This window comes from Cupriavidus sp. H39, from assembly GCF_050271075.1.
GTDB classification, from domain to species: domain Bacteria; phylum Pseudomonadota; class Gammaproteobacteria; order Burkholderiales; family Burkholderiaceae; genus Cupriavidus; species Cupriavidus necator_B.
The window spans coordinates 2,449,216-2,475,855 of sequence record NZ_CP189846.1; the positions used below are offsets into that span (position 1 = coordinate 2,449,216).

Annotated in this window: 15 protein-coding genes, 2 tRNA genes and 3 rRNA genes; 12 read left to right on the plus strand and 8 right to left on the minus strand. The window is 65.6% G+C overall.

Going from position 1 to position 26,640, the window contains the following annotated elements; translation table 11 throughout:
- Together ACOCMH_RS11555 and ACOCMH_RS11560 are read left to right on the plus strand one after the other, a co-directional pair.
- The gene (locus ACOCMH_RS11555; RefSeq protein WP_427307101.1) at positions 1-1,962 is read left to right on the plus strand and encodes a glycosyltransferase; all 1,962 of its coding nucleotides are present in this window, start codon (positions 1-3) and stop codon (positions 1,960-1,962) included.
- Positions 1,963-1,999: 37 nt separating this feature from the next.
- On the plus strand, positions 2,000-3,901 hold the full coding sequence (locus ACOCMH_RS11560; protein ID WP_427307102.1) for an efflux transporter outer membrane subunit: 1,902 nt from the start codon (positions 2,000-2,002) through the stop codon (positions 3,899-3,901).
- Positions 3,902-3,929: 28 nt separating this feature from the next.
- On the opposite strand, the gene ACOCMH_RS11565 is transcribed toward ACOCMH_RS11560, so the two are convergent.
- Entirely contained in the window at positions 3,930-5,150 is a 1,221-nt protein-coding gene (locus ACOCMH_RS11565; protein WP_427307103.1) for a DUF1624 domain-containing protein, read from the minus strand.
- 10 nt (positions 5,151-5,160) lie between these two features.
- On the minus strand, positions 5,161-7,284 hold the full coding sequence (locus ACOCMH_RS11570) for a TonB-dependent siderophore receptor (protein WP_427307104.1): 2,124 nt from the start codon (positions 7,282-7,284) through the stop codon (positions 5,161-5,163).
- 102 nt (positions 7,285-7,386) lie between these two features.
- Here ACOCMH_RS11570 and ACOCMH_RS11575 point away from each other — a divergent pair, with 102 nt between their 5' ends.
- Together ACOCMH_RS11575 and ACOCMH_RS11580 are read left to right on the plus strand one after the other, a co-directional pair.
- Complete coding sequence (locus ACOCMH_RS11575) at positions 7,387-7,809, plus strand: Fur family transcriptional regulator (protein WP_427307105.1); 423 nt, start codon at positions 7,387-7,389, stop codon at positions 7,807-7,809.
- A 132-nt stretch (positions 7,810-7,941) separates the two neighbouring features.
- Positions 7,942-8,817, plus strand: a complete 876-nt coding sequence (locus ACOCMH_RS11580) for an EamA family transporter (RefSeq protein ID WP_427307106.1) — start codon at positions 7,942-7,944, stop codon at positions 8,815-8,817.
- Positions 8,818-8,837: 20 nt separating this feature from the next.
- Here the strand turns inward: ACOCMH_RS11580 and ACOCMH_RS11585 are convergent, their stop codons facing one another.
- Positions 8,838-9,419: an N-acetyltransferase family protein gene (locus tag ACOCMH_RS11585; RefSeq protein ID WP_427307107.1), complete on the minus strand. Its 582-nt coding sequence runs from the start codon at positions 9,417-9,419 to the stop codon at positions 8,838-8,840.
- A 78-nt stretch (positions 9,420-9,497) separates the two neighbouring features.
- On the opposite strand from ACOCMH_RS11585, the gene ACOCMH_RS11590 reads away from it, so the two are divergent.
- From ACOCMH_RS11590 to ACOCMH_RS11625, 8 genes are all read left to right on the plus strand, one after another.
- Positions 9,498-9,983 carry a winged helix-turn-helix transcriptional regulator gene (locus ACOCMH_RS11590; protein ID WP_427307108.1) on the plus strand — a complete coding sequence of 162 codons (486 nt, stop codon included), beginning with the start codon at positions 9,498-9,500 and terminating at the stop codon, positions 9,981-9,983.
- Between the two features lie 342 nt (positions 9,984-10,325).
- The gene (locus tag ACOCMH_RS11595) at positions 10,326-11,645 is read left to right on the plus strand and encodes an MFS transporter (RefSeq protein WP_427307109.1); all 1,320 of its coding nucleotides are present in this window, start codon (positions 10,326-10,328) and stop codon (positions 11,643-11,645) included.
- A gap of 64 nt (positions 11,646-11,709) precedes the next feature.
- A complete protein-coding gene (gene nirB / locus ACOCMH_RS11600) occupies positions 11,710-14,271 on the plus strand; it encodes a nitrite reductase large subunit NirB (RefSeq protein ID WP_427307110.1) in 2,562 nt (853 codons plus the stop codon).
- A 26-nt stretch (positions 14,272-14,297) separates the two neighbouring features.
- Positions 14,298-14,681 carry a nitrite reductase small subunit NirD gene (nirD, locus tag ACOCMH_RS11605; protein WP_427307111.1) on the plus strand — a complete coding sequence of 128 codons (384 nt, stop codon included), beginning with the start codon at positions 14,298-14,300 and terminating at the stop codon, positions 14,679-14,681.
- A 57-nt stretch (positions 14,682-14,738) separates the two neighbouring features.
- A complete protein-coding gene (locus ACOCMH_RS11610) occupies positions 14,739-15,980 on the plus strand; it encodes an NAD(P)/FAD-dependent oxidoreductase (protein ID WP_427307112.1) in 1,242 nt (413 codons plus the stop codon).
- Between the two features lie 43 nt (positions 15,981-16,023).
- Complete coding sequence (locus tag ACOCMH_RS11615) at positions 16,024-18,762, plus strand: molybdopterin-dependent oxidoreductase (protein WP_427307113.1); 2,739 nt, start codon at positions 16,024-16,026, stop codon at positions 18,760-18,762.
- A gap of 129 nt (positions 18,763-18,891) precedes the next feature.
- Positions 18,892-19,899 carry a tripartite tricarboxylate transporter substrate-binding protein gene (locus tag ACOCMH_RS11620; RefSeq protein WP_427307114.1) on the plus strand — a complete coding sequence of 336 codons (1,008 nt, stop codon included), beginning with the start codon at positions 18,892-18,894 and terminating at the stop codon, positions 19,897-19,899.
- A gap of 267 nt (positions 19,900-20,166) precedes the next feature.
- On the plus strand, positions 20,167-21,315 hold the full coding sequence (locus ACOCMH_RS11625) for an MFS transporter (protein ID WP_427307115.1): 1,149 nt from the start codon (positions 20,167-20,169) through the stop codon (positions 21,313-21,315).
- Positions 21,316-21,399: 84 nt separating this feature from the next.
- Here ACOCMH_RS11625 and rrf read toward each other — a convergent pair.
- The 5 genes from rrf to ACOCMH_RS11650 form a co-directional block, all read right to left on the minus strand.
- A 5S ribosomal RNA gene (gene rrf / locus ACOCMH_RS11630) occupies positions 21,400-21,512 on the minus strand.
- Between the two features lie 122 nt (positions 21,513-21,634).
- A 23S ribosomal RNA gene (locus ACOCMH_RS11635) occupies positions 21,635-24,513 on the minus strand.
- A gap of 294 nt (positions 24,514-24,807) precedes the next feature.
- A tRNA-Ala gene (locus ACOCMH_RS11640) sits at positions 24,808-24,883 on the minus strand.
- Between the two features lie 11 nt (positions 24,884-24,894).
- Positions 24,895-24,971: transfer RNA gene (locus ACOCMH_RS11645), tRNA-Ile, on the minus strand.
- Between the two features lie 62 nt (positions 24,972-25,033).
- Positions 25,034-26,567 (minus strand): 16S ribosomal RNA (locus tag ACOCMH_RS11650).
- The 16S, 23S and 5S rRNA genes sit together here with 2 tRNA genes alongside, the layout of an rRNA operon.
- Positions 26,568-26,640 lie beyond the last annotated feature (73 nt).

Below are 26,640 nucleotides of genomic sequence, written 5' to 3' on the forward strand. Positions count from 1 at the left end.
ATGTTCGCCCTCTTCCTGGAAAACCAGACGCTGCTGGTCATCAACGGCGGCGTGCTGATGGCAGTCGTGCTGCTGTCGCTGCTGTGCCGGCACGACCGTGCGGCGGACCGCATCCTGTTCGGCGGCGTCACCGCGCTGCTGCTCGGCGTGTACCTGACCTGGCGCTTGCGCGAAACCCTGCCCGACTGGCAGATGACCTTCGCCAGCGTCTGGGCCCATCTGTTCTTTGCGTTCGAATGCATCACGCTGGCCTATACGCTGCTGTCGATCGTGGTGCTGGCCCGCACCAGCAATCACACCCCCGCTGCTGACGCGGGCGAAGCCGCGCTGCGCCGCGCGCAGCAGGTGCCGCCGGTGGACATATTCATCGCCACCTACAACGAGGGGCTCGAGATCCTGGAAAAGACCATCGTCTCCGCGCTGGCGATCGACTATCCGGATTTCCGCGTCTGGGTGCTGGACGACACCCGCCGCGACTGGCTGCGCGAGTTCTGCGAGCGCGTCGGCGCGCATTACGTGACGCGCCCGGACAACGCCCACGCCAAGGCGGGCAACCTGAACAACGGCCTGCGCCACAGCGCCGCCGCCGGCGGCGCGCCCTACATCCTGGTGCTGGACGCGGATTTCGCGCCCCACCGCAACATCCTGCTGCGCACCGTGGGCCTGTTCAGCGACCCGCGCGTGGGCGTGGTGCAGACGCCCCAGTTCTACTACAACGCCGATCCGATCCAGTACAACCTGCGCGCCACCGAATGCTGGGTCGACGAGCAGCGCGCGTTCTTCGACGTGATGCAGCCAGCCAAGGATGCCTGGGGCGCGGCGTTCTGCATCGGCACCTCGTTCGTGGTGCGGCGCGACCTGATCGAGTTGATCGGCGGCTTCCCCACCGGCACCGTGACCGAGGACATCCACCTGACCTACCGGCTGCTGCCGCACGGCTATATCACGCGCTGGCTCAACGAGCGCCTGAGCGTGGGCCTGTCCGCCGAGGGCTTGCCCGAATACATCAGCCAGCGCAGCCGCTGGGGACTGGGCACGATCCAGGTGGCGCTGACCGCCGACGGGCCGCTGCGCGGGCGCGGCTACACCGGCATGCAGCGCCTGCACTATGTGCACGGGCTGCTGCACTGGCTGTCGCGGCCGTTCACGCTGATGCTGCTGGCGGGGCCGCTGCTGTACTGGTACTTCGGCGTCTCCACGCTCTACGGCGAGCCGCTGCAGTTCCTGGCCTACGGCCTGCCCGCGCTGGTGGCGTACTGGGCGTACAGCATCTGGATCACCGGGCAACGCGCGCTGCCAATCTTTACCGAGGTCACGCAGATCGTCGCGGCGCTGGCTGTGACGGCCTCGCTGGTCAGCGCCATGTTCAAGCCGTTCGGACGGCCGTTCAAGGTGACCAACAAGGGGCTGGACCGGTCCAAGCTGGTGATCCACGGCAAGTTTGCGGCGCTATACGCGGGCTTGCTAGGGTTCTCCGCGCTCGGGCTCGGCCGCGCGCTGATGGTGGACCCCGATGCGCAAGGACTCGCCTTCAATACGATCTGGACCGGGGTGGCGCTGATGCTGTATCTGGCCTCATTGCTGGTGTGCGTGGAACTGCCGCGGCCGCGCAAGGAAGAGCGCTTTCCGCACCATGCCGCGGCGCTGCTGCGCGTCGACGGGCGCGAGTACCGCGTCACCACCAAAGACCTGTCCTGCAACGGCGTAGCGGTGACCACGCCGCTGGCGCCGGCCTTGCGCCCCGGCGCCGAGGGCGCGCTGTGGCTGGCACAGACCGGCTGGATCCCGTGCCGCGTAGTGCGCCGCGACGGCCAGCTACTCGGCATCGCGCTGCATACCAGCATGGCCGCGCGCCACGCGCTGATCCGGCTGCTGTTCACCGACCCCGCCCACAACATTGCCCGACAGGGGCAGCCCAGGCTGGCGATCTCGCGCTTCATGCGGCGCGCGCTGATGGGCTGACCCCTGCTGCTCTCCTTCTCTCTCTCCGGAACGATACATGCGAAGCCTGCCCCGCCCCCGCCGCCGTACCCACCTGCCGCCGCCGCGCCTGCTGCTGCCGGGCGCCCTTGTGCTGGCCCTTGCGGCCTGCACGCTGGAGCCGCAATACCAGCGCCCCGAAGCCCCGGTCCCGTCAGCATGGCCCGACGGCGCGGCCTACCGCACCACGCAGGCCAAGGCGGCCAACGGCACGGCGCAGCCGGGACAGCCGGTGCAGCGCCCCGGTCCCTCAGCCGCCGACCTCGGCTGGCGCGATGTCTTCATCGATCCGCAACTGCGCCAGCTGATCGAGCTGGCGCTGGCAAACAACCGCGACCTGCGCATGGCCACGCTGGCCATCGACGAAGCCCGCGCGCTGTACCAGATCCAGCGCGCGGCGCAGTTCCCCACCGTGGAGGGCAGCGCCGGCGTGGTGTCGCAGCGGCTGCCGCAACGGCTGCGGGCGGCGGGACAGTCGCCGCAGATCACCACGTATAACGCGGGCATCGGCCTGACCGCGTTCGAGCTGGACTTCTTCGGCCGCGTGCGCAGCCTCAAGCATGCCGCGCTGGAGGAATACATGGCCACCGAAGAGGCGCGGCGCAGCGCGCAGATCAGCCTGGTGGCGGAGGTGGCCAACGCCTACCTGACGCTGCGCGCCGACCGCGCACTGCTGCGGCTGTCGCAGGACACGCTCAAGACCCAGCAGGACGCGGCCGAGATGATCCGGCGCGGGCACCAGGTCGGCGCAATGGCACAGCTGGACCAGCATCGCGCGCAAACCCAGGTGCAGACCGCCCAGGTGGGCGTGGAGCAATACACCCGCCAAGTGGCGCAGGACGAGAACGCGCTGGCGCTGCTGATCGGCGGCCCGCTGCCCAAGTCGGTGACCGATGCCGGTGCCGCGCCCGCCAATCCGAATGCCCCCGCGCCGGATCCGCTCGACGCGCGCATGCTGGTAAGCGAGTTCCCGGAAGGCTTGCCGTCCAGCGTGCTGGTGCGCCGGCCCGATATCCTCGACGCCGAGCACCGGCTCAAGGCCGCCAACGCCAATATCGGTGCCGCGCGCGCGGCCTTCTTCCCGCGCATCTCGCTGACCGGCGCGCTGGGTGTGGCCAGCAGCAGCCTGGCCGGTTTGTTCTCGGGCGGCATGGCGTGGGTATTCGCGCCGCAGCTGACGGTGCCGATCTTCGACGCCGGCCGCAACCGGGCCGGCCTCGATGCGGCCAACGTGCGCAAGGACATCAACGTCGCCAATTACGAGAAGACCATCCAGACCGCATTCCGCGAAGTGGCCGACAGCATGGCGGCACGCGCCACCTATGAGCGCCAGGTGCAGGCGCAGGAAGCGCTGGTGCGCGAAAGCGGCGAGACCCGGCGGCTGTCGGAGATGCGCTTCAAGAATGGCGTGGACGACTACTTCGGCGTGTTCGATGCGCAGCGCCAGCTCTACACCGCGCAGCAGGCGCTGATCACCTACAAGCTGGCCGGCCTGACCAGCCGCGTGTCGCTGTACAAGGCGCTTGGAGGCGGTTGGCGCGAGGTGACCGAGGCCGCGCCAATCGCCAACGGCGGGACTAACCCGGCGCCCGCCGCGCGGCCGCAGGCGGTGACGCAAACGCAGGCGACGGCCCGGCCGCCGGCGCTCGCGCAGCCTCAGGCGGTGGCGCAACCGCAAGTCGCAGCGCAGCCCCAAGCTGTCGCGCGACCGCAGGCTACCGCGCAGCCTCAGGCAGTCGCGCAGCCCCAGGCCACTGCGCAGCCGCAGGCGGTCGCGCAGCCTCAAGCCGTGGCGCAGACGCAGATGGCCCCCGCACCCGCCCAGCCCCAGGCCGTGGCGCCACAGCAGGCGCCGGCGCCCTCCACGGCACCATCGCCGGCAACGGTGCAGCCGGCTGCGGCCGCACCCGCCCAGCGCTGAGGCCGCGTGCGGCGAATACAGGCGCTGGTCAGAAGTACTTCAGCCAGCGCCAGTCCCGCCGTATCGCCTTCAGCGCCGCGAACCAGCGCACCGCCGGCCACAACGCCAACGCCAGCACCGCAGCCACCAGCCATAGCTGCCAGACCTGGTCGAAGCCGAACACGCGTCCCTGGTTCAGCCCCCAGCGGTGCACGCAAAGCTGGTACAGGCCCTGCAGCACGTACAGGTGCAGCAGGTAGAAGAACATCGGTACCGCGCCGAACACGGCCAGGCGTCGCGCGAGCAGGCCGCCCTGCGCGCGCTCCAGCCACACCAGCAGCAGGCAGCCGGTGCCTAGCGTCAGCAGCAGGAACAGCAGCGACGGCGGGTATTTGGTGACGTTGAGAAAGCTCATCGCGGTATGCAGGGCATCCGCGCCAGGCAGCCATTTCTGTTCCTGGCCGTAGCCGTTGAGCGCGCGCAGCCACGCAAACCCGCCCAGCGCCGCCAGGCCGCACCCGGCCAGCCGCAGTTGCCGCGCCCGGACAGGCATGGCCGTGGCAAACCATGGCCCCGCCGCATAGCCCAGCGCGATCACGCCGATCCACGGCAGCACCGGATACGAGGTGCGTACCCGCAAGCCATCGGCCACCTCGAGCCAGGTGCGGTCGTGCAGGATCGCCCAGGGCACGTGCCAGGCACTGTCAGCCGGAAAGTGCAAAGGGCTCAGCAGGTTGTGCCCCGCCACCAGTGCCATCCCTAGCGCGACCAGCGCCGCGCGCGGCAGCCACACCAGTGCCGCCAGCGCCATCATGCTCAGGCCGATGGCCCAGATCACCTGCAGGTAGATCACCTGCGGCGGCAACCGCCACGTCCAGGCAATGCCCACCAGGGTCAGCTCCAGCAGCACCAGGAACAGGCCACGCCTGAACAGGAAGCCGCTGACCGCCCGCCGCTCATGCCCGGCGTTGCCGTAGAGCCAGGCCGAGACGCCCGCCAGCCAGATAAACACCGGCGCGCACAGGTGGGCCAGCAGCCGCGAAAAAAACAGCGCCGGCGAGGTCGCGGCGACATCCATCGGGTCGGCGACCGGTACGTGCAGGAAGAACATGTCGCGCACATGGTCCAGCAGCATGATCAGCATCACCAGTCCGCGCATGGCGTCGATGGACAGCAGCCTGCCACTGGCAGGCCGCGCCAGCGCAGCAAACGACCGCACGGCCGGGAGGGTGCGGGACGCGGCGGTCCGCGCCAGGGGTCTCGGCATCATCGGTCTCTCGTCAGTAGCTCAGCTGCACGCCCAGCCGCACGCTGCGGCCCGCGCCCGGCGCCACCCACAGGCTGCTGTACGAGCTGGCGTAATAGGTCTTGTCGAACAGGTTGCCGACATTGAGCGACACGCGCACCTGGCGGCTGTATTGCCAGTAGCCATGCAGGTCCACCAGCACGTAGGCCGGCAGCGAGAAGCTGTCCTGCACGTCGCCCGGGCGCCGGCCGACATAGCGCACGCCGGCGCCGGCGCCATAGCGCTGCCCCACCGGCGCCGCGTCTTCGTACATTGCCAGCAGGCTGGCGCTGGTGCGCGGCACATTGGACAACGGCGTGCCGGCGGCCAGGCGGGTGTCCTGCGTGATCTCGGCATCGGTCAGCGCGAAGCTGCCCGACACGCGCCAGTGCGCGCCAAGCTGCCCGGCCAGGTCGAGCTCGACGCCGCGGCTGCGCGCTTCACCGGCGGCGAGATAGAACGACGGATCGGCCGGGTCCGCGGCCAGCACATTGCGCTTGCGGATCTCGAACACGGCCAGCGTGGCGCCGGTGCGGCGGTCATCGCTGTCGAGCTTGAGGCCGGCCTCCAGCGCCCGGCCGTGCTCCGGGTCGAATGGCTGGCCGGCGGCATCCGTGCCGGCATTGGGGCGGAACGACTGGCTGGCATTGGCGAACAGTGACAGGTTGTGGCTGGCCAGATAGCTCACGCCCACGCGCGGCGACACCGCGTTGTGGTGCTGCGTGGTGCGGGTGCCGCGCAGATGGTCATCCAGCGCCTGGCTGAAGCTGTCGAAGCGTACGCCGGCCAGCACGCGCCAGCGCTCGCCCAGGCTGATCTGGTCCTGCGCGTAGGCGCCGACATTGTGCTGGCGCTCGTAGGTGTCCATGTTCCACGCCAGCGACGGCGCCGGCTGGCCATAGACCGGCTGGTAGATGTCGATCGCGTACGGCGCCGCGGCGCTGGGATTCTTGCGCAGGATCGCCATGGTGTTGCCGAAGCGATAGGCGTCCACGCCCAGCAGCAGTTCATGCCCCACGCTGCCAGTGCTGAATTTGCCGGTCACGCTGGCCTGCAGCGAAACATCGTCAGACTGGAAATCGCGGTAGCGGTGCTGGCGCCATAGCGTGCGGCCATCGGCGGCAAGCGACGCGGCCTCGCTCGAATGTCCCGCCAGCGCGCCGCCTCGGTACGACAGGCCGAGCCTGCCCTTCCAGTTCGGCGAAAACTGGTGCTCCACGCTGAGCTGGTGCGACTGGCTGTCCAGGCGCATGCTGCCGTCGTCCGGTTCGCCCAGGAAGCGCGAGCGCGGGATGCGGCCCAACTGGCCGTTGATGGCCACCACGCCACGGTCCATCGGCGTGGTGTAGCGCTGGAATTCCGCCGCGTACTGCAGGATGGTGTCGTTGCCGAGCATCCACGTGAACGATGGCGCGACCAGGTAGCGCTGGCTGTGGATGAAGTCGCGCGTGCTGCCCTGGTGGTCGGCCACCGCGATCAGCCGGCCGGCGACGTTTTCGCCCAGCGGACCGGTGACATCGGCGCTGGCGCGGTAGCCGTCGCGCGTGCCCAGCTCGAAGCCATAGCGCTGCGCGGGCCGGAACTGCGGCTGGCGCGTGACCACGTTGAAGGTGCCGCCGGGTTCGCTGCTGCCATACAGCGACGAGGTCGGGCCCTTGAGCACTTCCACGCGGTCGATGGTGGCCGCGTCCAGCGGCGCGGTATAACCGCGATTGGCGGCAAAACCGTTGACCAGGTAGCCGGCGCCGGTGTTCTCGTTGCCGGTGAAGCCGCGCATGGCAAAGTTGTCCCACAGGCCGCCAAAGTTGTTCTGGTGCGCCACGCCGCTGACATAGTCGAAGGTCTGGTCGAAGCGGGTCGCGGCGATGTCGTCGAGCATGGCGCGCGGCACCACGCGCACCGACTGCGGGATTTCGCGCAGCGGCGTGTCGGTGCGGGTCGCGCCCGAGGCGTCGGGCGGGTTGTATGATGCGGTGGCCGTGCCGGTGACCGACACCGCCGGCAGCGTGATATCGGCGGCTTCGGCCGCCTCGGCCAGGGCAGAGACGGCCAGTATCACGGCGGGCAGGGAAGCAAACGGCACGCGGTGCCGGGCACGGCTGGGCTGCGCAGGCAGCATAAGGAAACACCCCGAAAAAAACGAGTCGCCGCGGCGGCCATCCGACTGGCAAACCGCGGCGACTCTCATTAATGATAATGAATTCTCATTAAGATTCTAGGCATGGAACGCATGACCCGTCAACGCGGCGCCGTGATCGACGCGCTGCGCGAAGCCGGCCGGCCGCTGAGCCCGGCCGAGATCCTGGCCGCGGCCCAGCGCCAGGTGCCATCGCTGGGCCTGGCCACGGTCTATCGCAATCTCCGTGCGCTGCTCGACGATGCGCAGGTGCACGCCGTGGAATTGCCGGGCCAGGCGGACCGGTATGAGCTGGCCGAGGAGTCCGGCGCCGTGACGCATCGCCACTATTTCCAGTGCCTGACGTGCGACCGAGTGTTCCCACTGGATGGGTGCCCGGGACACCTGGAAGAGATCACGCCGCCGGGCTTTGTGGTGGAGCACCATGAACTGACGCTGCTGGGCCGCTGCCCGGATTGCGCCGCCAAGCCCGGCAAGCGGCGCAAGGCCGCCGCACGGGACCACTGAACCGCGCCCCATGGCGCGTATCGCACAACTGTACTGAGCCCCCTGCGCACACCTGTATATGGCGCCGGCGCCGCGCTTGCCGCATGATGCGGCTGCATTCGCGCCGCCACCTCACCCATACAGGACCCGACCTTGCCGCACGCCGCCGCCCACCGCCGCTCGACCCTGATCGCCGTACTGGCCCTGACCGGTTCGATGGCTTCGCTGTGCATCGGCACCTCGTTTGCCAAGAGCCTGTTCTCCGCGCTGGGCGCGCAGGGCACCACGGCGCTGCGTGTGAGTTTTTCCGCGCTGATCCTGCTGTGCGTCTGGCGTCCGTGGCGCATGCCGCTGACGCGGGCCAACGCCCGCGCGATCGCGCTGTATGGCGCGGCGCTGGGCGCCACCAACCTGCTGTTCTACATGTCGCTGCGGACCATTCCGCTGGGGCTGGCGATCGCGATCGAGTTCACCGGGCCGCTGGCGGTGGCGGTGCTGTCGTCGCGGCGCGCGATCGATTTCCTGTGGATTGGCTTTGCGGTCACCGGGCTGCTGCTGTTGCTGCCGGTGGGCGATGCCGCCGGCACGCTGGATCCGGTCGGCATCGGCTTCGCGCTGGCCGCGGGCGTGGGTTGGGCACTGTATATCGTGTTCGGGCAGATGGCCGGCAACGCCCACGGCGGGCAGGCGACCTCGCTGGGGCTGACCATGGCCGCCCTGGTGGTGCTGCCGTTCGGGCTGGCGCATGCCGGCACCGCCATGTTCAGCCCGACGCTGCTGCTGTTCGGGCTGGCGGTCGGCATCCTGTCCAGCGCGATTCCCTATTCGCTGGAAATGGTCGCGCTCAAGCGCCTGCACCGGCGCACCTTCGGCATCCTGCTGAGCATGGAGCCGGCCATGGGCGCGCTCGCCGGGCTGGTGTTCCTGCATGAACAGCTGAGCACGGTGCAGTGGCTGGCGATCGCCAGCATCATCACCGCCTCGGTCGGCTGCACCATGACCTCGCGCGGCAAGCGCGAAACCGGCTGAGGTGCCGGGCGCGCGGCAGTTCAGCGCGCGCTGAACCAGTCCGCCGGCAGGCGCTGCGGGCCGCGCGCCGGCTGAGACAGCGCCATGGTGACTTCATGCAGGTAGCTGTCCTGCGGATTGCGGTGGCTGGCAAAGCCCAGCTCCCGCAGGATGGCCAGCATGCGCCGGTTCTCGCTGAGCACGTCGCCGCGCAGGCCGTGCAGGCCCGCCGCGCGCGCCAGCTCGCACAGCCTGGCGATCAGGCGCCGGCCCAGCCCCTGCCCCTGCCAGGCATCGGCCACCACCACGGCGAACTCGCCAATCTGGCCGGACACCACATATTCGGCGCTGGCAACGATGGCCTGCCTGCCATCTTCATCCGGGGCCACCACGACCAGCGCCGCGCCACCATCCCCCGGTGCGGCGAGGCTGGCGACGATCTCGTCAACCACCCGCCCGCCGGTCAGGAAGCGGAAGTAACGGCTCTCCCGCGACAGCGCATCGACCATCGCGCGCAGCGCCGCCACATCGTGCGCCCGGGTGCGGCGCAGCGTCACCTGCACGCCGCGTCCTACCGTCCAGCGTTCCGACCCGCCTTCGCCTGTGAAGCCCTGGAGATTCATCCCGTCCACCTCTGGATTCATAATTTGTAGCCAGAGTATAGGAGATAACCTGACTTTTTCAAATGAAGTCAGCATGCTATGCTTCCCGACATCATGCCCCCTACTGCGTCCGATCTCCGTCGCTGCTCGATTGCCTCCACGCTGTCGCTCATCGGCGAAAAGTGGACAATCCTGATCCTGCGCGACGTTTTCCACGGCGTGACGCGCTTCGATGACTTCCTGCGCCGGCTGGAATGCTCGCCCGCGGTACTGTCGGCACGGCTAAAGACGCTGACCGATGCCGGCCTGCTGCGCAAGGTCGGTTACCGCGAGCCGGGCGAACGCGAACGCTTCGAGTACCGCCCCACCCGCGCCGCGGTGGAACTGCTGCCGGTGCTGGTCGGCCTGATGCAATGGGGCGACTGCCACCTGGCCCCGGCCGGCGGCCCGGTCGAGATCCGCTCCCGCGCAAACGGCAAGCGGGTGCGCGCGGCGCTGGTCGACGAGGATGGCGCGGAGGTGTCGCCGCGCGACATGCAGATCATCCCCCTGGCCGCTTCCCGCTCGCCCGGTTCCGGCAACTAGCCACTACAGCACGCGATACCCCCGCACCACCGTAGTCCGCTGCATTGCACCATGAGCGTGCCGCGCGCCGCTCACCCGCCCCACCACAGCGCATGGGTGCCCGCCGCGCCAGCGGCCGCGTGCCCTTACCCGCGCTTAGCCGCCCCTTAGCCTCCCTTGCTCGTCACTCGCGGGGTTGGCACACCCCTTGCGTAATAGCGTCCGGGCCCGTCAACGGCGACCGGCCCACCCCCACAGACACAGTCCCTATTCCATGTAGTGGCTGTCAGGACAACGGCGTCCCCTGAATCGGCTTAACCGCCGGTTTGCGGGACGCCATTTGTTTTCTTGGAGCAAGTGACGATGACCGGCAAAGCCACCCGCATCGAGCTGCTGAGCTTGAGCACTCCGCAGATGCGCGCCTTCCACCTGACCTGGATGGCGTTCTTCGTGTGTTTCTTCGCGTGGTTTGCCTGCGCGCCGCTGATGCCGGTGCTCAAGGGCGAGTTCGGCCTGAGCGCCGGCCAGATTGCCAACATCAATATCGCTGCGGTGGCGGTGACGATCCTGGTGCGCCTGGTGATCGGCCCGATGTGCGACCGCTTTGGCCCGCGCAAGACCTACACCGGGCTGCTGGCGCTGGGCGCGCTGCCGGTACTGGGCGTGGCGCTGGCGCAGAACTACGAGACCTTCCTGGTGTTCCGGCTGCTGATCGGCGCGGTCGGCGCGAGCTTCGTGATCACGCAGTACCACACCTCGGTGATGTTCGCGCCCAACGTGGTCGGCACCGCCAACGCAGCCTCGGCCGGCTGGGGCAATGCCGGCGGCGGCGCCGCGCAGGCGCTGATGCCGCTGGTGCTGGCCGCGGTGCTGATGATGGGTGCGGAACAAGCCCTCGGCTGGCGCATCGCACTGCTGCTGCCGGGCGTGCTGATGCTGATCATGGCCGTCGTGTACTACCGCTTCACGCAGGACTGCCCGGAAGGCAACTACTCGGACCTGCGCGCCCGTGGCATCGAAATCAGCGGCAAGGATGGTGGCAAGGGCGGCGGCTGGGCCAGCTTCCGCGCCGCCAGCGCCAACTATCGCGTGTGGCTGCTGTTCATCACCTATGGCGCCTGCTTCGGCGTGGAGATCTTCATCCACAACATCGCCGCGATGTACTACGTCGACCGCTTTGGCCTGAGCCTGAAGGCCGCCGGCCTGGCCGCGGCCAGCTTCGGCCTGCTGGCGCTGTTTGCCCGTGCGCTGGGCGGCTGGCTGTCGGACAAGGCGGCGCGCCGCCGCGGCCTGGATGCGCGCGCCTCGCTGCTGTTCGTGCTGATCTTGGGCGAAGGGCTGGGCCTGCTGTGGTTCGCGCAGGCCGGCAGCGTGGCGCTGGCGGTGGTGGCGATGCTGCTGTTCGGCCTGTTCACCCACATGGCCTGCGGCGCGACCTACGCCCTGGTGCCGTTCATCGACCGCAAGGCGCTCGGCGGCGTGGCCGGGATCATCGGCGCGGGCGGCAATGTCGGCGCCGTCGCCGCGGGCTTCCTGCTCAAGGGCCTGGGCAACGTGCAGCAGACGCTGATGGTGCTGGGCGTGCTGGCCACCATCGCCGCGCTGTGCGCCATCGCCATCCGCTTCAGCGCCGAGCACAAGGCACGCGAGCAGGCACTGTACGACAGCGCCCTGGCCAGCTGATTTCGCAGCATCGCCCCACAGCACAACAAGCAGCACAGACTGACTACCGGACAAGGAAAGCATCATGAAACTGATCATCGTCGGCCACGGCATGGTGGGTCACAAGTTCCTCGAATGCCTGGCGCAAGCCGGCGCGCAGAACGTCGAAGTGACCGTGCTGTGCGAAGAACCGCGTCCCGCCTACGATCGCGTGCACCTGTCCGAGTTCTTCGCCGGCAAGTCGGCCGAAGACCTGTCGCTGGTGCCCGCGGGTTTCTTCGAGCAGCACAACAACATGCTGCTGCGCCTGAACGCGCGCGCCGTGGAAATCGACCGCGCCGCGCGCACGGTCAAGGTCTCCACCGGCGAGACCCTCGCCTACGACAAGCTGATCCTGGCCACCGGCTCCTATCCCTTCGTGCCGCCGGTGCCGGGCAAGGAGCGCAAGGACTGCTTCGTCTACCGCACCATCGAAGACCTGGAGGCGATGCGCGAGTGCGGCGCGCGCTCGAAGACCGGCGTGGTGGTGGGCGGCGGCCTGCTCGGTCTCGAGTGCGCCAAGGCGCTGCGCGACATGAACCTCGACACCCACGTGGTGGAGTTTGCGCCGCGGCTGATGGCGGTGCAGGTCGACGAAGGCGGCGGCCGCATGCTGCGCCAGAAGATCGCAGGCCTGGGCGTGACCGCGCATACCGGCAAGAACACCGTTGAAATCATCGACGGCGAAACCGGCACCCACCGCATGGTGTTTGCCGACGGCACCCATCTCGACACCGACATGATCGTGTTCTCCGCCGGCATCCGCCCGCGTGACGAACTGGCGCGCGCCAGCGGCCTGGCGGTGGGCGAGCGCGGCGGCATCGCGGTGGACAACCACTGCCGCACCTCGGACCCCGACATCTATGCCATCGGCGAATGCGCGCTGTGGCAAGGCAAGATCTACGGCCTGGTGGCGCCGGGCTACGACATGGCCCGCGTTGCCGCGCGCCATCTGCAGGGCGAAGCGGCCGAGTTCAGCGGCGCCGACATGAGCACCAAGCTCAAGCTGATGGGAGTGGACGTGGCCAGCATCGGCGACCCGCACGGCACCGTGCCGGGCGCGCGCTTCTACCAGTTCTGCGACGACCGCAAGGAGGTCTACAAGAAGCTGGTGGTGTCCGACTGCGGCAAGTACCTGCTGGGCGGCGTGCTGATCGGTGATGCCAGCGAATACGGCACGCTGCTGCAGATGATGCTGAACAAGATCGAGCTGCCCGAGTCGCCCGAGTTCCTGATCCTGCCCGACAGCAGCGGCAAGGGCCGCCCGGCGCTGGGCGCCGACGCCCTGCCCGACACCGCGCAGATCTGCTCGTGCAACAACGTGTCCAAGGGCGAGATCTGCGCGGCCGTCTGCGACGGCTCGACCAGCATCGGCGCGCTCAAGAGCTGCACCAAGGCCGGCACCGCCTGCGGCGGCTGCGTGCCGCTGGTGACGCAGATCATGAAGGCCGAGATGAAGAAGCAGGGCATGGCGGTCAACAACCATCTCTGCGAGCATTTCCCGTACTCGCGCCAGGAGCTGTATCACCTGGTGCGCGTTGGCCAGCACAAGACCTTCGACGCACTGCTGCATGCGCACGGCAAGGGCCTGGGCTGCGACATCTGCAAGCCCACCGTGGGCAGCATCCTGGCCTCGTGCTGGAACGAGTTCGTGCTCAAGGAAGAGCACGCCAGCCTGCAGGATTCCAACGACTACTACCTGGCCAACATCCAGAAGGACGGTACTTATTCGGTGGTGCCGCGCATGCCGGGTGGCGAAGTCACGCCCGAAGGGCTGATCGCCGTGGGCCAGGTCGCCAAGAAGTACGGCCTCTACACCAAGATCACCGGGGGCCAGCGCGTGGACCTGTTTGGTGCGCGCGCCGAAGAACTGCCCTATATCTGGGAAGAGCTGATTGCCGCCGGCTTTGAGTCGGGGCATGCCTACGGCAAGGCGCTGCGCACGGTGAAGTCGTGCGTGGGCTCGACCTGGTGCCGTTATGGCGTGGGCGATTCGGTCGGCCTCGCGATCGAACTGGAAAACCGCTACAAGGGCCTGCGCGCGCCGCACAAGATCAAGTTCGGCGTGTCCGGCTGCACCCGCGAATGCGCCGAGGCGCAGGGCAAGGACGTGGGCGTGATCGCTACCGACAAGGGCTGGAACCTGTACGTATGCGGCAACGGCGGCATGAAGCCGCGCCATGCCGAACTGCTGGCGAGCGACCTCGACCACGACACGCTGGTGCGCTACATCGACCGCTTCCTGATGTTCTACGTGCGCACCGCCGACCGCCTGCAGCGTACCAGCGTGTGGCGCGACAACCTCGAAGGCGGCCTGGACTACCTGAAGGCGGTGGTGCTGGAGGACAAGCTGGGCCTCGCCGCCGAACTCGAGGCCGAGATGCAGCACGTGGTCGATACCTATGAAGACGAGTGGAAGAAGGCCGTGACCGACCCCGAGACGCGCAAGCGCTTCCGCCACTTCGTCAACAGCGAACGCCGCGACGACAACCTGGTCTTTATCGAAGAGCGCGGCCAGATCCGCCCGGCCACGCCGGAGGAACGGAACTTGCAACGCTCCCGGCTGAGCCACATTCCCGTGGTGTCCATGCCCGCGAAAGCAGCCTGACCGTGCCCGCAAACAAGGAGAACGTGATGAGCCATCCCCACCATCCCGAAACCTGGACCGCCATCTGCACCGTCCGCGATATCGTGCCCAATACTGGTGTGTGCGCCCTGGTCGATGACAAGCAGGTCGCCGTATTCCGCATCGGCCGCGGCGACGAAGTCTACGCCATCGACAATTTCGATCCCAACGCCCAGGCCGCGGTGCTGTCGCGCGGCCTGGTCGGCAACCTGGGCGAGCGCCTGGTGGTGGCTTCGCCGATCTACAAGCACCACTTCGACCTGCGCACCGGCGAATGCCTGGAGGCGCCCGAGCAATCAGTCAACGCCTACGCCGCGCGCGTCTATGACGGCAAGGTGTGGATCGCTGCTTGCGCGGCCGTGCGCGAGGCCGAGGAAGAACTCGCCGCCTGACGCCCAGCGCCCCCGATGCTCCCCTGTTCCAATCGCCCCGCCAACGGAGATGCCGGCATGATGCCTTCCGCCAACCCCCAAGCCCGCCCGCGCCTGGTCGTCGTCGGCAACGGCATGGCCGGCATGCGCACTGTCGAGGAACTGCTGCGGCTGGCGCCGGACCTGTACGACATCACCGTGTTTGGCGCCGAGCCGCACGGCAACTACAACCGCATCCTGCTGTCGCCGGTGCTGGCCGGCGAAAAGACGGTGGCGGACATCATGCTGAACACGCGCGAGTGGTACGCCGAGCATGGCATCGAACTGCTCGCCGGCGACCCGGTGGTGGCCATCGACCGGCCGCGTCGCATCGTGCGTTCGGCCTCGGGGCGCGAGGTACGCTACGACCGCCTGCTGCTGGCCACCGGTTCCAAGCCGTTCATCATCCCGGTGCCCGGCCACCAGCTCGACGGCGTGATCGCCTTCCGCGACATCCAGGATGTGCAGACCATGCTCGACGCCGCCCGCAACCACCGCCACGCGGTGGTGATCGGCGGCGGCCTGCTCGGGCTGGAGGCGGCCAATGGCCTGCTGCGCCAGGGCATGGACGTGACCGTGGTGCACCTGGCCGACTGCCTGATGGAGCGCCAGCTCGACAAGCCCGCCGCCACGCTGCTCAAGAGCGCGCTGGAGCGCAAGGGTCTGCGCTTCCTGCTGAGCGCGCAAACCGCCGGGATCCTCGGCACCGACCGCGTCACCGGCGTGCGCTTCCAGGACGGCAGCGAGATCCCCGCCGACCTGGTGGTGATGACCGTCGGCGTGCGCCCCAATATCGAACTGGCCGCCGGGGCCGGCCTGCACTGCGAGCGCGCCATCGTCGTCGACGACACCTTGCAGACCTATGACCCGCGCATCTACGCCGTGGGCGAGTGCGTGCAGCATCGCCAGGCCACCTTCGGCCTGGTGGCGCCGATCTGGGACCAGGCACGCGTATGCGCCGCGCACCTGGCCGGCGCCGGGCACCGCCGCTATGTGCAGCAGGCCACCGCCACCAAGCTGAAAGTCACCGGCGTCGACCTGTACTCCGCCGGCGACTTCATCGGCGGCGAAGACAGTGAGGACCTGGTGCTGCGCGACGCGCGCCGCGGCGTCTACAAGCGCCTGGTGCTGCAGGACGGGCGCCTGGTCGGCGCCGTGCTGTACGGCGACGTGCAGGACGGCGCCTGGTATTTCGACCTGATCCAGCAACGCACGCCGGTGGCGGCGCTGCGCCAGCGCCTGCTGTTCGGCAAGGCGCAGTGCGAAGCGCTGGCCGCGTAGGTATTCCCGCAAAGCTTTAGAACGCCCCCCGTACGGAGAACGCGTGAACCTGTCTGATATCCCGGTCGCAGTGATTTCGGCAACCCCGGCAGCCCTGGCCACGACCACCGCCACCACCTGCCCGTACTGCGGCGTCGGCTGCGGCGTGCGCGCTAGCGTGCGCGCCGACGGCCAGGTCGAGATCGCGGGCGACGCGCAGCATCCGTCCAATCAGGGTCGGCTGTGCGTCAAGGGTTCTGCGCTGGGCGAAACCGTGGACCTGGAAGGCCGCCTGCTCCATCCGAAACTGCGCGGCAGCGACGGCGCGCTGCAGCAGGTGTCGTGGGACCGCGCGCTCGACACCGTGGCCCAGGGCTTCGCCGATATCGTGCGTCGCCACGGCCCGGATTCGGTCGCGCTCTATGTCTCGGGCCAGTTGCTGACCGAGGATTACTACGTCGCCAACAAGCTGATGAAGGGCTTCATCGGCAGCGCCAATATCGACACCAACTCGCGGCTGTGCATGTCGTCGGCCGTGGCCGGGCACAAGCGCGCCTTCGGCGAAGACCTGGTGCCGGGCAACTATGAAGACCTGGAACTCGCCGACCTGGTGGTGCTGGTGGGTTCGAACACCGCGTGGTGTCACCCGATCCTGTTCCAGCGCCTGTCCAAAGCCAAGGAAGCGCGGCCCGAGATGAAGATCGTCGCGATCGATCCGCGCCGCACTGCCACCTGCGAGCTGGCCGACCTCCACCTGGCCCTGCGCCCGGGCACCGACGTGTGGCTGTTCAACGGACTGCTGAGCTATCTCGCGCGCGAGGGACACGCCAACCCCGCCTTCGTCGCGGCAAGCACTGCCGGGCTGGATGAAGCCCTTCAGGCCGCCGACGCCAGCTGCGCCGATCCCGCCGCCGTAGCCCGCGCCTGCAAGCTCGATGTGCAGGACGTGCTGGCCTTCTACCAGCTGTTCGCGCAAACCGGGAAGACCGTGACGGCCTTTTCGCAGGGCGTCAACCAGTCGTCGGCAGGCACCGACAAGGTCAACAGCATCATCAACTGCCACCTGCTGACCGGCCGTATCGGTCAGGCCGGCATGGGCCCGTTCTCGCTGACCGGCCAGCCCAACGCGATGGGCGGGCGCGAGGTCGGCGGCCTGGCCAATATGCTGGCCGCGCACATGGAACTGGCCAACCCGCTGCATCGCGAGGTCGTGCAGGACTTCTGGCAATCGCCGGTGATGGCAGACCGTCCGGGCCTGAAGGCGGTGGAATTGTTCGAGGCCATCGAAGCCGGCCGCGTCAAGGCAGTCTGGGTGATCGCCACCAACCCGGTGGTGAGCCTGCCCGACGCCGACCAGGTGCGCCGCGCGCTGGCCCGGTGCGAACTGGTGGTCGCGAGCGACATCATCGAGCACACCGACACCAACGCCGCCGCGCACGTGCTGCTGCCCGCGCTCGGCTGGGGCGAGAAGGATGGCACCGTCACCAACTCGGAGCGGCGCATTTCGCGCCAGCGCGCCTTCCTGCCCGCGCCGGGCGAAGCGCGCGCCGACTGGGCCATCCTGTGCGAGGTGGCGCGCCGCATGGGCTTCAGCGGCTTCGACTATGCCGGGCCGCACCAGATCTTCGACGAACACGCGCGCCTGAGCGCATGGCGCAACGATGCCGCGCCGCGCGCGTTCGATATCGGCGGGCTGGCCGGCCTCGACCAGGCGCGCTACGACGGCATGGAACCGGTGCAGTGGCCCGTGCCCGCGCACGGTCGCCGGGATTCCCGACGATTGTTCGGCGATGGCCGCTACGCCCACGCCGACGGCCGCGCCCGCTTTGTCGCCACGCCACCGCGCGCGCCCGCCCACGCGCCCGATGATGACTTCCCGCTGATCCTGAACACCGGCCGCGTACGCGACCAGTGGCACACCATGACGCGCACCGGCAAGTCGGCCAAGCTGGCCGACCACCTGCCCGAGCCCTTTGTCGACATGCACCCGCAGGACGCGCTGCTGTGCGGCGTCGGCGAAGGCAAGCTCGCGCGCGTCAGCACGCGCTGGGGCGCGATGGTGGCACGGGTGCGCCACGGCGGCGGCATTCCCCGCGGCAGCGTGTTCGTGCCGATCCACTGGAACGGCCAGTTCAGCTCGGACGCGCGCGTCGGCGCGCTGGTCAATCCGGTGGTCGATCCCGTTTCCGGCGAGCCCGAATTCAAGCACACGCCCGTGCGGGTGGAGCCGTTCGGCGTGCACTGGCATGGCTTCATGCTGAGCCGCCGTGCGCTGCCTGCCGAGGCGCTGACCTACTGGACGCGGGTGCAGGGCCGCCAGTTCCAGCGCTATGAATTCGCTGGCCGCGACAGCGTCGCCGACCGCACCGCCTGGGCCCGCGCGCTGCTCGGCGTGTCCGATCCGGACGCGGACTGGCTTGAATACGAGGACCGCGCGGCGGGCGTCTACCACGCTGGCCATGTCGTCGACGACCGGCTCGAGGCCTGCGTCTATGTATCGACGCGGCCGGAGCTGCCGTCGCGCGCCTGGCTCGCCGGCCTGTTCGGACGCGAGCGGCTGGAAGACGCCGTCCGTATCGGCCTGCTGCTCGGACAGCCGATGGAGAAAGGCGCCGACACCGGCCCGACGGTGTGCTCGTGCTTCGGCGTGGGCCGCAACACCATCTGCGATGCGGTGCGCCAGCACGACCTGAAGACGCCGGCGGAGATCACGGCCTGCGTCAAGGCCGGCGGCAATTGCGGCTCGTGCGTGCCCGAGCTGAAGAAATTGCTGGTGGAGGTGCGCTTGGCCGAAGCGGCCTGAACTTTCACCACGCATTAGGCATCCTTCACGAGAACCAGATTGCGGTCGCCGCGGCTTGCCCCCATGCTAGCCGCGCAATACCGACAAGCCGCCCCGGACCCACGGCGCGGCACCAATCTGGAGACAGCAATGAAGGATGCGAAGTATCGGCTCGCCAGTCCGCGATGGCTGGCAGGTGTGGTGGTGGCGGCCGCGGCCGTGACGGGCGCTTCCGGCGCGGCAGCGGCCGATGCCTATCCGGCCAAGCCGATCACCCTGGTGGTCCCCTACTCCGCCGGCGGCCCGACCGATGTCGTTGCACGCACGCTGGCGCAAGCCATGTCGCAAGACCTTGGCCAAAGCGTGGTGGTGGAAAACCGCACCGGCGCCGGCGGCACCGTGGCCGCCGCCTTTGTCGCCCGCGCCCAGGCAGATGGCTATACGCTGCTGATCCACCACAACGGCATGGCGACCGCGCCGGCGCTGTACAAGAAGCTGTCGTATGCGCCGCTGAAGGACTTCGAGTACGTCGGCCAGGTGGCGGACGTGCCGATGACGCTGATGGGGCGCAAGGACCTGCCGGCGAAGACGGTGCCGGAACTGATCCGGTACGTGACCCAAAACAAGGACAAGGTGTCACTGGCCAACGCCGGATTGGGCGCGGTCTCCCAGCTTTGCGGGCTGTTGTTCGAACAGTCGGTGAACGTAAAGCTGAACGCGATTCCCTACCAGGGCGCGGGCCCGGCGCTGACCGCGCTGCTGGGCGGCCAGGTTGACCTGCTGTGCGACCAGACCACGGCCACGCTGCCGCATATCCAAGCCGATCGCGTACGCCTGTTCGGTGTTACCACGCCGGCACGGATCCAAGCGCTGCCGAATGCCCCGACGCTGCAGGAAGGCGGACTCAAAGGCTTTGATGTCAAGGTCTGGCACGGCATCTACGCGCCCAAGGGCACGCCGGCCACCGCGGTTGAGCGGCTGACCAGGTCGCTGCAGAAGGGCCTGAAGGATCCGGCCGTGATCAAGAAACTGGACGGCCTGGGCGCGGAGATCGTACCTGTCGACAAGCAAACGCCCGAAGGATTGCGTACGCTGCTGAAGGCGGAAAGCGACAAGTGGCAGCCGCTGTTGAAATCGATGAAGGTAGAGGCCGACTGAGCCAGCGATCCGTTGCCGCCGCCAACGCGCCGGGCGGCAACGGGCTTCCGCAATGCGTTAGAATCCTCACGTTCTCCGGGCGAGCTTCCTGATTCGTCCAATTCCGCCTTGCCGGTGCCCCGCGCACCCTCGCCCATGCGCCCGACTCCGCGGCGCCATCCATCCCCCAGATTTAGCCGGTCTTAGCCGATGATGCCGTCGCGTTGCGTCCACTCGCGCGCGCTTCGGCAGCCTTTGTCTCCGATATCAAGCCCATGGAGCCTCCCGATGCCATCGCCATTCCTCCTGCCTGTCCTGGCCCTTGCCGTCTGCATGGTCGGGGCCGCCGAATTCATGCTCGCGCCGCTGCTGGCCCCGCTGGCTGTGGCCTTCGCCACGACCCCGGCACGCGCCTCCGGACTGGTCTCCGCCTATGCCTTTTCCTACGCGCTTGCCGCGCCGCTGATGGGCTGGATCTCGGATCGCACCGGACGCCGCCGGGTGCTGATTGCGGCCATGCTTCTGTTCGCGCTGGATGGCATCGCGCTGACCTTGGTGCCGACGCTGCAGGCCGCCATGGCGCTGCGTGTCCTGGGCGGCCTCGCCGCAGCCGCGACGATCCCCACGATCTTCGCAGTGATCGCCGACGAGTTCCCGCCGGGAAAACAAACGGGTGCCATGGGTGTCGTCATGCTGGGCATGACCGTCGGGATTGCCGCTGGCCCGGCGGTGGCCGGATTGCTGGCCGGGGCATGGGGCTGGCGCGCGCCGTTCCTGGTTACCGCCGGAGGTTGCCTTGCCGCCTTCACAGCGGGCTGGCGACTGCTTCCTCGCGATCGCCCGCGGGCGCCCGATATCGTCCGACAAAATCGCGACCTGGACTCCAAAGCGGGCATCTTGCGGCTATTGGCCGCGAAAGGCGCCTGGAATGGCAGCGCAGTCGCCGGCTATGTCTTCGCGGGAGAAATGCTGCGCTTGCGCTACGGCTTCAATGTGGCAAGCGTCGGCGCGGCCGTTTCGGTATTCGGTCTGGGGCTGGGTATCGGCAACGTATGCGCAGGGCGTGCCAACCGCTATGGTGAACGGCTGGAAACCGTGGTGGTTTTGGCAACCGTACTGGTCGCTGCTGCCATGATCGCTTTCATGGCGGCCCCCATCGGCCTCGCGGCCGCACTGGGTTGCCTGCTGGCCTGGGGCACGGCGCTGGGCGTCGCGGCGCCTGCAAGCACGGCAATCCTCGCGCAGCGGGCGGGAGTCCATAAGGGAAAGGTCCTGGCGGCATCGGAAAGCGTCAATAACCTTGCCGTACTGATGTTGATGCCCGTTGCTGCAAGCGCGGCGGCGAATTATGGCGGCACGTCGGCCGCCATGTTGCTTGGCGGAGTCTGCCTGTCTGGCGCCGCCCTGAGCGCCACGGCCCGCCGCAAGACAGCATAGCGGGGCATAGCGCGGTGTGTTTCTCCCGCGCCAAAGCAAAAACCCCTCGCAGCGAATGCTGTCGAGGGGTTTTGCACAATAAGAGCCTGGCGATGACCTACTTTCACACGGGAATCCGCACTATCATCGGCGCGGAGCTGTTTCACGGACCTGTTCGGGATGGGAAGGGGTGGTTCCAGCTCGCTATGGTCACCAGGCATGAGGGGTTGTGGCGCTGTCCTGGGACAGCGTCACGAATCGGGATGTAGTCTTTGGTTGTGTATTGACTGTGTCAACTGGCACAAGGCGAATCACTCACCAGGCAAAACACACTGGTTATAGGATCAAGCCTTACGGGCAATTAGTACTGGTTAGCTTAACGCATTACTGCGCTTCCACACCCAGCCTATCAACGTCCTGGTCTCGAACGACCCTTCAAGGAGGTCAAGCCTCCAGGGAATCCTCATCTTCAGGCGAGTTTCCCGCTTAGATGCTTTCAGCGGTTATCTCTTCCGTACATAGCTACCCTGCGATGCCTCTGGCGAGACAACAGGTACACCAGCGGTACGTCCACTCCGGTCCTCTCGTACTAGGAGCAGCCCCCGTCAAGATTCCAACGCCCACGGCAGATAGGGACCAAACTGTCTCACGACGTTTTAAACCCAGCTCACGTACCTCTTTAAATGGCGAACAGCCATACCCTTGGGACCGGCTACAGCCCCAGGATGAGATGAGCCGACATCGAGGTGCCAAACACCGCCGTCGATATGAACTCTTGGGCGGTATCAGCCTGTTATCCCCAGAGTACCTTTTATCCGTTGAGCGATGGCCCTTCCATTCAGAACCACCGGATCACTATGTCCTGCTTTCGCACCTGCTCGACTTGTCGGTCTCGCAGTTAAGCACGCTTTTGCCATTGCACTTTAGGTACGATGTCCGACCGTACCAAGCGTACCTTCGAACTCCTCCGTTACACTTTGGGAGGAGACCGCCCCAGTCAAACTGCCTACCATGCACTGTCCCCGACCCGGATTCACGGGCCAAGGTTAGAACCTCAAACAAACCAGGGTGGTATTTCAAGGACGGCTCCACGTGAACTGGCGTCCACGCTTCAAAGCCTCCCACCTATCCTACACAGATCGGTTCAAAGTCCAATGCAAAGCTACAGTAAAGGTTCATGGGGTCTTTCCGTCTAGCCGCGGGGAGATTGCATCATCACAAACACTTCAACTTCGCTGAGTCTCGGGAGGAGACAGTGTGGCCATCGTTACGCCATTCGTGCAGGTCGGAACTTACCCGACAAGGAATTTCGCTACCTTAGGACCGTTATAGTTACGGCCGCCGTTTACCGGGACTTCAATCAAGAGCTTGCACCCCATCATTTAATCTTCCGGCACCGGGCAGGCGTCACACCCTATACGTCCACTTTCGTGTTTGCAGAGTGCTGTGTTTTTATTAAACAGTCGCAGCCACCATTTTATTGCAACCCCTTCACCCTTCTGGCGCAGGCCAGTCAAGCTACCAGGGCGTACCTTATCCCGAAGTTACGGTACCAATTTGCCGAGTTCCTTCTCCCGAGTTCTCTCAAGCGCCTTAGAATACTCATCTCGCCCACCTGTGTCGGTTTGCGGTACGGTCTCGTATGACTGAAGCTTAGAGGCTTTTCTTGGAACCACTTCCAATTGCTTCGCAGCACTAGGCCGCTCGCCCCACACTCTTGAATTCCGCGCCCGGATTTGCCTAAGCGCCTTCTCCAATGCAGGGACCGGGACTTCCAACACCCGGACAACCTTCCGCGATCCGTCCCCCCATCGCATCATACGACGGTGCAGGAATATTAACCTGCTTCCCATCAGCTACGCATCTCTGCCTCGCCTTAGGGGCCGACTCACCCTACGCCGATGAACGTTGCGTAGGAAACCTTGGGCTTACGGCGAGGGGGCCTTTCACCCCCTTTATCGCTACTCATGTCAGCATTCGCACTTCTGATACCTCCAGCATCCTTTACAAGACACCTTCACAGGCTTACAGAACGCTCTCCTACCACGCACTTGCGTGCGTCCGCAGCTTCGGTATATGGCTTAGCCCCGTTACATCTTCCGCGCAGGACGACTCGATCAGTGAGCTATTACGCTTTCTTTAAAGGGTGGCTGCTTCTAAGCCAACCTCCTGACTGTTTTAGCCTTCCCACTTCGTTTCCCACTTAGCCATATTTGGGGACCTTAGCTGGCGGTCTGGGTTGTTTCCCTCTTGACACCGGACGTTAGCACCCGATGTCTGTCTCCCGTGATTGCACTCTTCGGTATTCGGAGTTTGCTATGGCGGGGTAATCAGCAATAGACCCCCCAACCATGACAGTGCTCTACCCCCGAAGGTGAGACACGAGGCACTACCTAAATAGTTTTCGGAGAGAACCAGCTATTTCCAGATTTGTTTAGCCTTTCACCCCTATCCACAGCTCATCCCCTAACTTTTCAACGTTAGTGGGTTCGGTCCTCCAGTACGTGTTACCGCACCTTCAACCTGGCCATGGATAGATCATCTGGTTTCGGGTCTACACCCAGCGACTCAACGCCCTGTTCGGACTCGCTTTCGCTACGCCTTCCCTAATCGGTTAAGCTTGCCACTGAATGTAAGTCGCTGACCCATTATACAAAAGGTACGCCGTCACCCGTTTCCAGGCTCCGACTGTTTGTATGCATGCGGTTTCAGGATCTATTTCACTCCCCTCCCGGGGTTCTTTTCGCCTTTCCCTCACGGTACTGGTTCACTATCGGTCGATCACGAGTATTTAGCCTTGGAGGATGGTCCCCCCATCTTCAGACAGGATTTCACGTGTCCCGCCCTACTTGTCGTACACCTAGTTCCACAATCGTGTTTTCGCATACAGGGCTATCACCTGCTAGGGCCGGGCTTTCCATCCCATTCTGCTAACACCACTGCTAAAGAGTACAAGGCTCTTCCCATTTCGTTCGCCACTACTCTGGGAATCTCGGTTGATTTCTGTTCCTGCAGCTACTTAGATGTTTCAGTTCGCCGCGTTCGCTTCCCTGACCTATGAATTCAGTCAGGGATGACCCATACGGGCCGGGTTTCCCCATTCGGACATCTCCGGATCAAAGCTTGTTTGCCAGCTCCCCGAAGCTTTTCGCAGGCTACCGCGTCCTTCATCGCCTGTGATCGCCAAGGCATCCACCACATGCACTTGTTCGCTTGACCCTATAACGAGTGTGTCTCGATGACTCGAAACGTCGCTACAGGATGAGTTCTCGCATTTGTGCCGTATTCCAAGTCATCTTTCGATCACTTAAATACATTTTGGTTGATACAATCACAACCCGGTATCGCGTTATACAACTGTGCGTCTCATCAACGCACCGCGACACCTTTACTACATCCCATATTGTTAAAGAACAGCCGATTCGCAGGTGAGACCCGCGATCGCTTGGCAATGCCAAAGGGAAGCACTCAGTAAGCGCTTTCCTTTGACAACCAAACCAAGGTACCAGGTAGTGGTGGAGGATGACGGGATCGAACCGACGACCCCCTGCTTGCAAAGCAGGTGCTCTCCCAGCTGAGCTAATCCCCCTTCGGATAACTTGGTGGGTCTGGTAGGACTTGAACCTACGACCCCCGCCTTATCAAGACGGTGCTCTAACCACCTGAGCTACAGACCCTTGGCTGTAACAGCAAACAAACCGATAAGTGTGAACGCTAGGCTTGAGACACAAGCCTCTGGAAAGGAGGTGATCCAGCCGCACCTTCCGATACGGCTACCTTGTTACGACTTCACCCCAGTCATGAACCCTGCCGTGGTAATCGCCCTCCTTGCGGTTAGGCTAACTACTTCTGGCAAAACCCACTCCCATGGTGTGACGGGCGGTGTGTACAAGACCCGGGAACGTATTCACCGCGGCATGCTGATCCGCGATTACTAGCGATTCCAGCTTCACGCAGTCGAGTTGCAGACTGCGATCCGGACTACGATGCGTTTTCTGGGATTAGCTCCCCCTCGCGGGTTGGCAACCCTCTGTACGCACCATTGTATGACGTGTGAAGCCCTACCCATAAGGGCCATGAGGACTTGACGTCATCCCCACCTTCCTCCGGTTTGTCACCGGCAGTCTCTCTAGAGTGCCCTTTCGTAGCAACTAGAGACAAGGGTTGCGCTCGTTGCGGGACTTAACCCAACATCTCACGACACGAGCTGACGACAGCCATGCAGCACCTGTGTCCACTTTCCCTTTCGGGCACCTAATGCATCTCTGCTTCGTTAGTGGCATGTCAAGGGTAGGTAAGGTTTTTCGCGTTGCATCGAATTAATCCACATCATCCACCGCTTGTGCGGGTCCCCGTCAATTCCTTTGAGTTTTAATCTTGCGACCGTACTCCCCAGGCGGTCAACTTCACGCGTTAGCTACGTTACTGAAGAAATGAATCCCCAACAACTAGTTGACATCGTTTAGGGCGTGGACTACCAGGGTATCTAATCCTGTTTGCTCCCCACGCTTTCGTGCATGAGCGTCAGTGACGTCCCAGGGGGCTGCCTTCGCCATCGGTATTCCTCCACATCTCTACGCATTTCACTGCTACACGTGGAATTCTACCCCCCTCTGACATACTCTAGCCTGACAGTCACAAGCGCCATTCCCAAGTTGAGCTCGGGGATTTCACGCCTGTCTTATCAAACCGCCTGCGCACGCTTTACGCCCAGTAATTCCGATTAACGCTCGCACCCTACGTATTACCGCGGCTGCTGGCACGTAGTTAGCCGGTGCTTATTCTTCCGGTACCGTCATCGACCCCGGGTATTAACCAGGGCCATTTCTTTCCGGACAAAAGTGCTTTACAACCCGAAGGCCTTCTTCACACACGCGGCATTGCTGGATCAGGGTTGCCCCCATTGTCCAAAATTCCCCACTGCTGCCTCCCGTAGGAGTCTGGGCCGTGTCTCAGTCCCAGTGTGGCTGATCGTCCTCTCAGACCAGCTACTGATCGTCGCCTTGGTAGGCTTTTACCCCACCAACTAGCTAATCAGACATCGGCCGCTCCTGTCGCGCGAGGCCGTTACCGGTCCCCCGCTTTCACCCTCAGGTCGTATGCGGTATTAGCTAATCTTTCGACTAGTTATCCCCCACGACAGGGCACGTTCCGATGTATTACTCACCCGTTCGCCACTCGCCACCAGGGTTGCCCCCGTGCTGCCGTTCGACTTGCATGTGTAAGGCATGCCGCCAGCGTTCAATCTGAGCCAGGATCAAACTCTTCAGTTCAATCTCTGTGTGGAAGCCTCGCGGCTCCCTCGCTCTTTCGAGCGGTCGCTCACTCTCAGAAAACTGACTGACC

Excerpts from the sequence above, each read along its gene's own strand:
- ACOCMH_RS11555 (WP_427307101.1), top strand. The coding sequence starts at position 1 with ATGTTCGCCCTCTTCCTGGAAAACCAGACGCTGCTGGTCATCAACGGC.
- ACOCMH_RS11560 (WP_427307102.1), top strand. The coding sequence starts at position 2,000 with ATGCGAAGCCTGCCCCGCCCCCGCCGCCGTACCCACCTGCCGCCGCCG.
- ACOCMH_RS11565 (WP_427307103.1), bottom strand. The coding sequence starts at position 5,150 with ATGATGCCGAGACCCCTGGCGCGGACCGCCGCGTCCCGCACCCTCCCG.
- ACOCMH_RS11570 (WP_427307104.1), bottom strand. The coding sequence starts at position 7,284 with ATGCTGCCTGCGCAGCCCAGCCGTGCCCGGCACCGCGTGCCGTTTGCT.
- ACOCMH_RS11575 (WP_427307105.1), top strand. The coding sequence starts at position 7,387 with ATGGAACGCATGACCCGTCAACGCGGCGCCGTGATCGACGCGCTGCGC.
- ACOCMH_RS11585 (WP_427307107.1), bottom strand. The coding sequence starts at position 9,419 with ATGAATCTCCAGGGCTTCACAGGCGAAGGCGGGTCGGAACGCTGGACG.
- ACOCMH_RS11590 (WP_427307108.1), top strand. The coding sequence starts at position 9,498 with ATGCTTCCCGACATCATGCCCCCTACTGCGTCCGATCTCCGTCGCTGC.
- ACOCMH_RS11595 (WP_427307109.1), top strand. The coding sequence starts at position 10,326 with ATGACCGGCAAAGCCACCCGCATCGAGCTGCTGAGCTTGAGCACTCCG.
- nirB (WP_427307110.1), top strand. The coding sequence starts at position 11,710 with ATGAAACTGATCATCGTCGGCCACGGCATGGTGGGTCACAAGTTCCTC.
- nirD (WP_427307111.1), top strand. The coding sequence starts at position 14,298 with ATGAGCCATCCCCACCATCCCGAAACCTGGACCGCCATCTGCACCGTC.
- ACOCMH_RS11610 (WP_427307112.1), top strand. The coding sequence starts at position 14,739 with ATGATGCCTTCCGCCAACCCCCAAGCCCGCCCGCGCCTGGTCGTCGTC.
- ACOCMH_RS11620 (WP_427307114.1), top strand. The coding sequence starts at position 18,892 with ATGAAGGATGCGAAGTATCGGCTCGCCAGTCCGCGATGGCTGGCAGGT.
- ACOCMH_RS11625 (WP_427307115.1), top strand. The coding sequence starts at position 20,167 with ATGCCATCGCCATTCCTCCTGCCTGTCCTGGCCCTTGCCGTCTGCATG.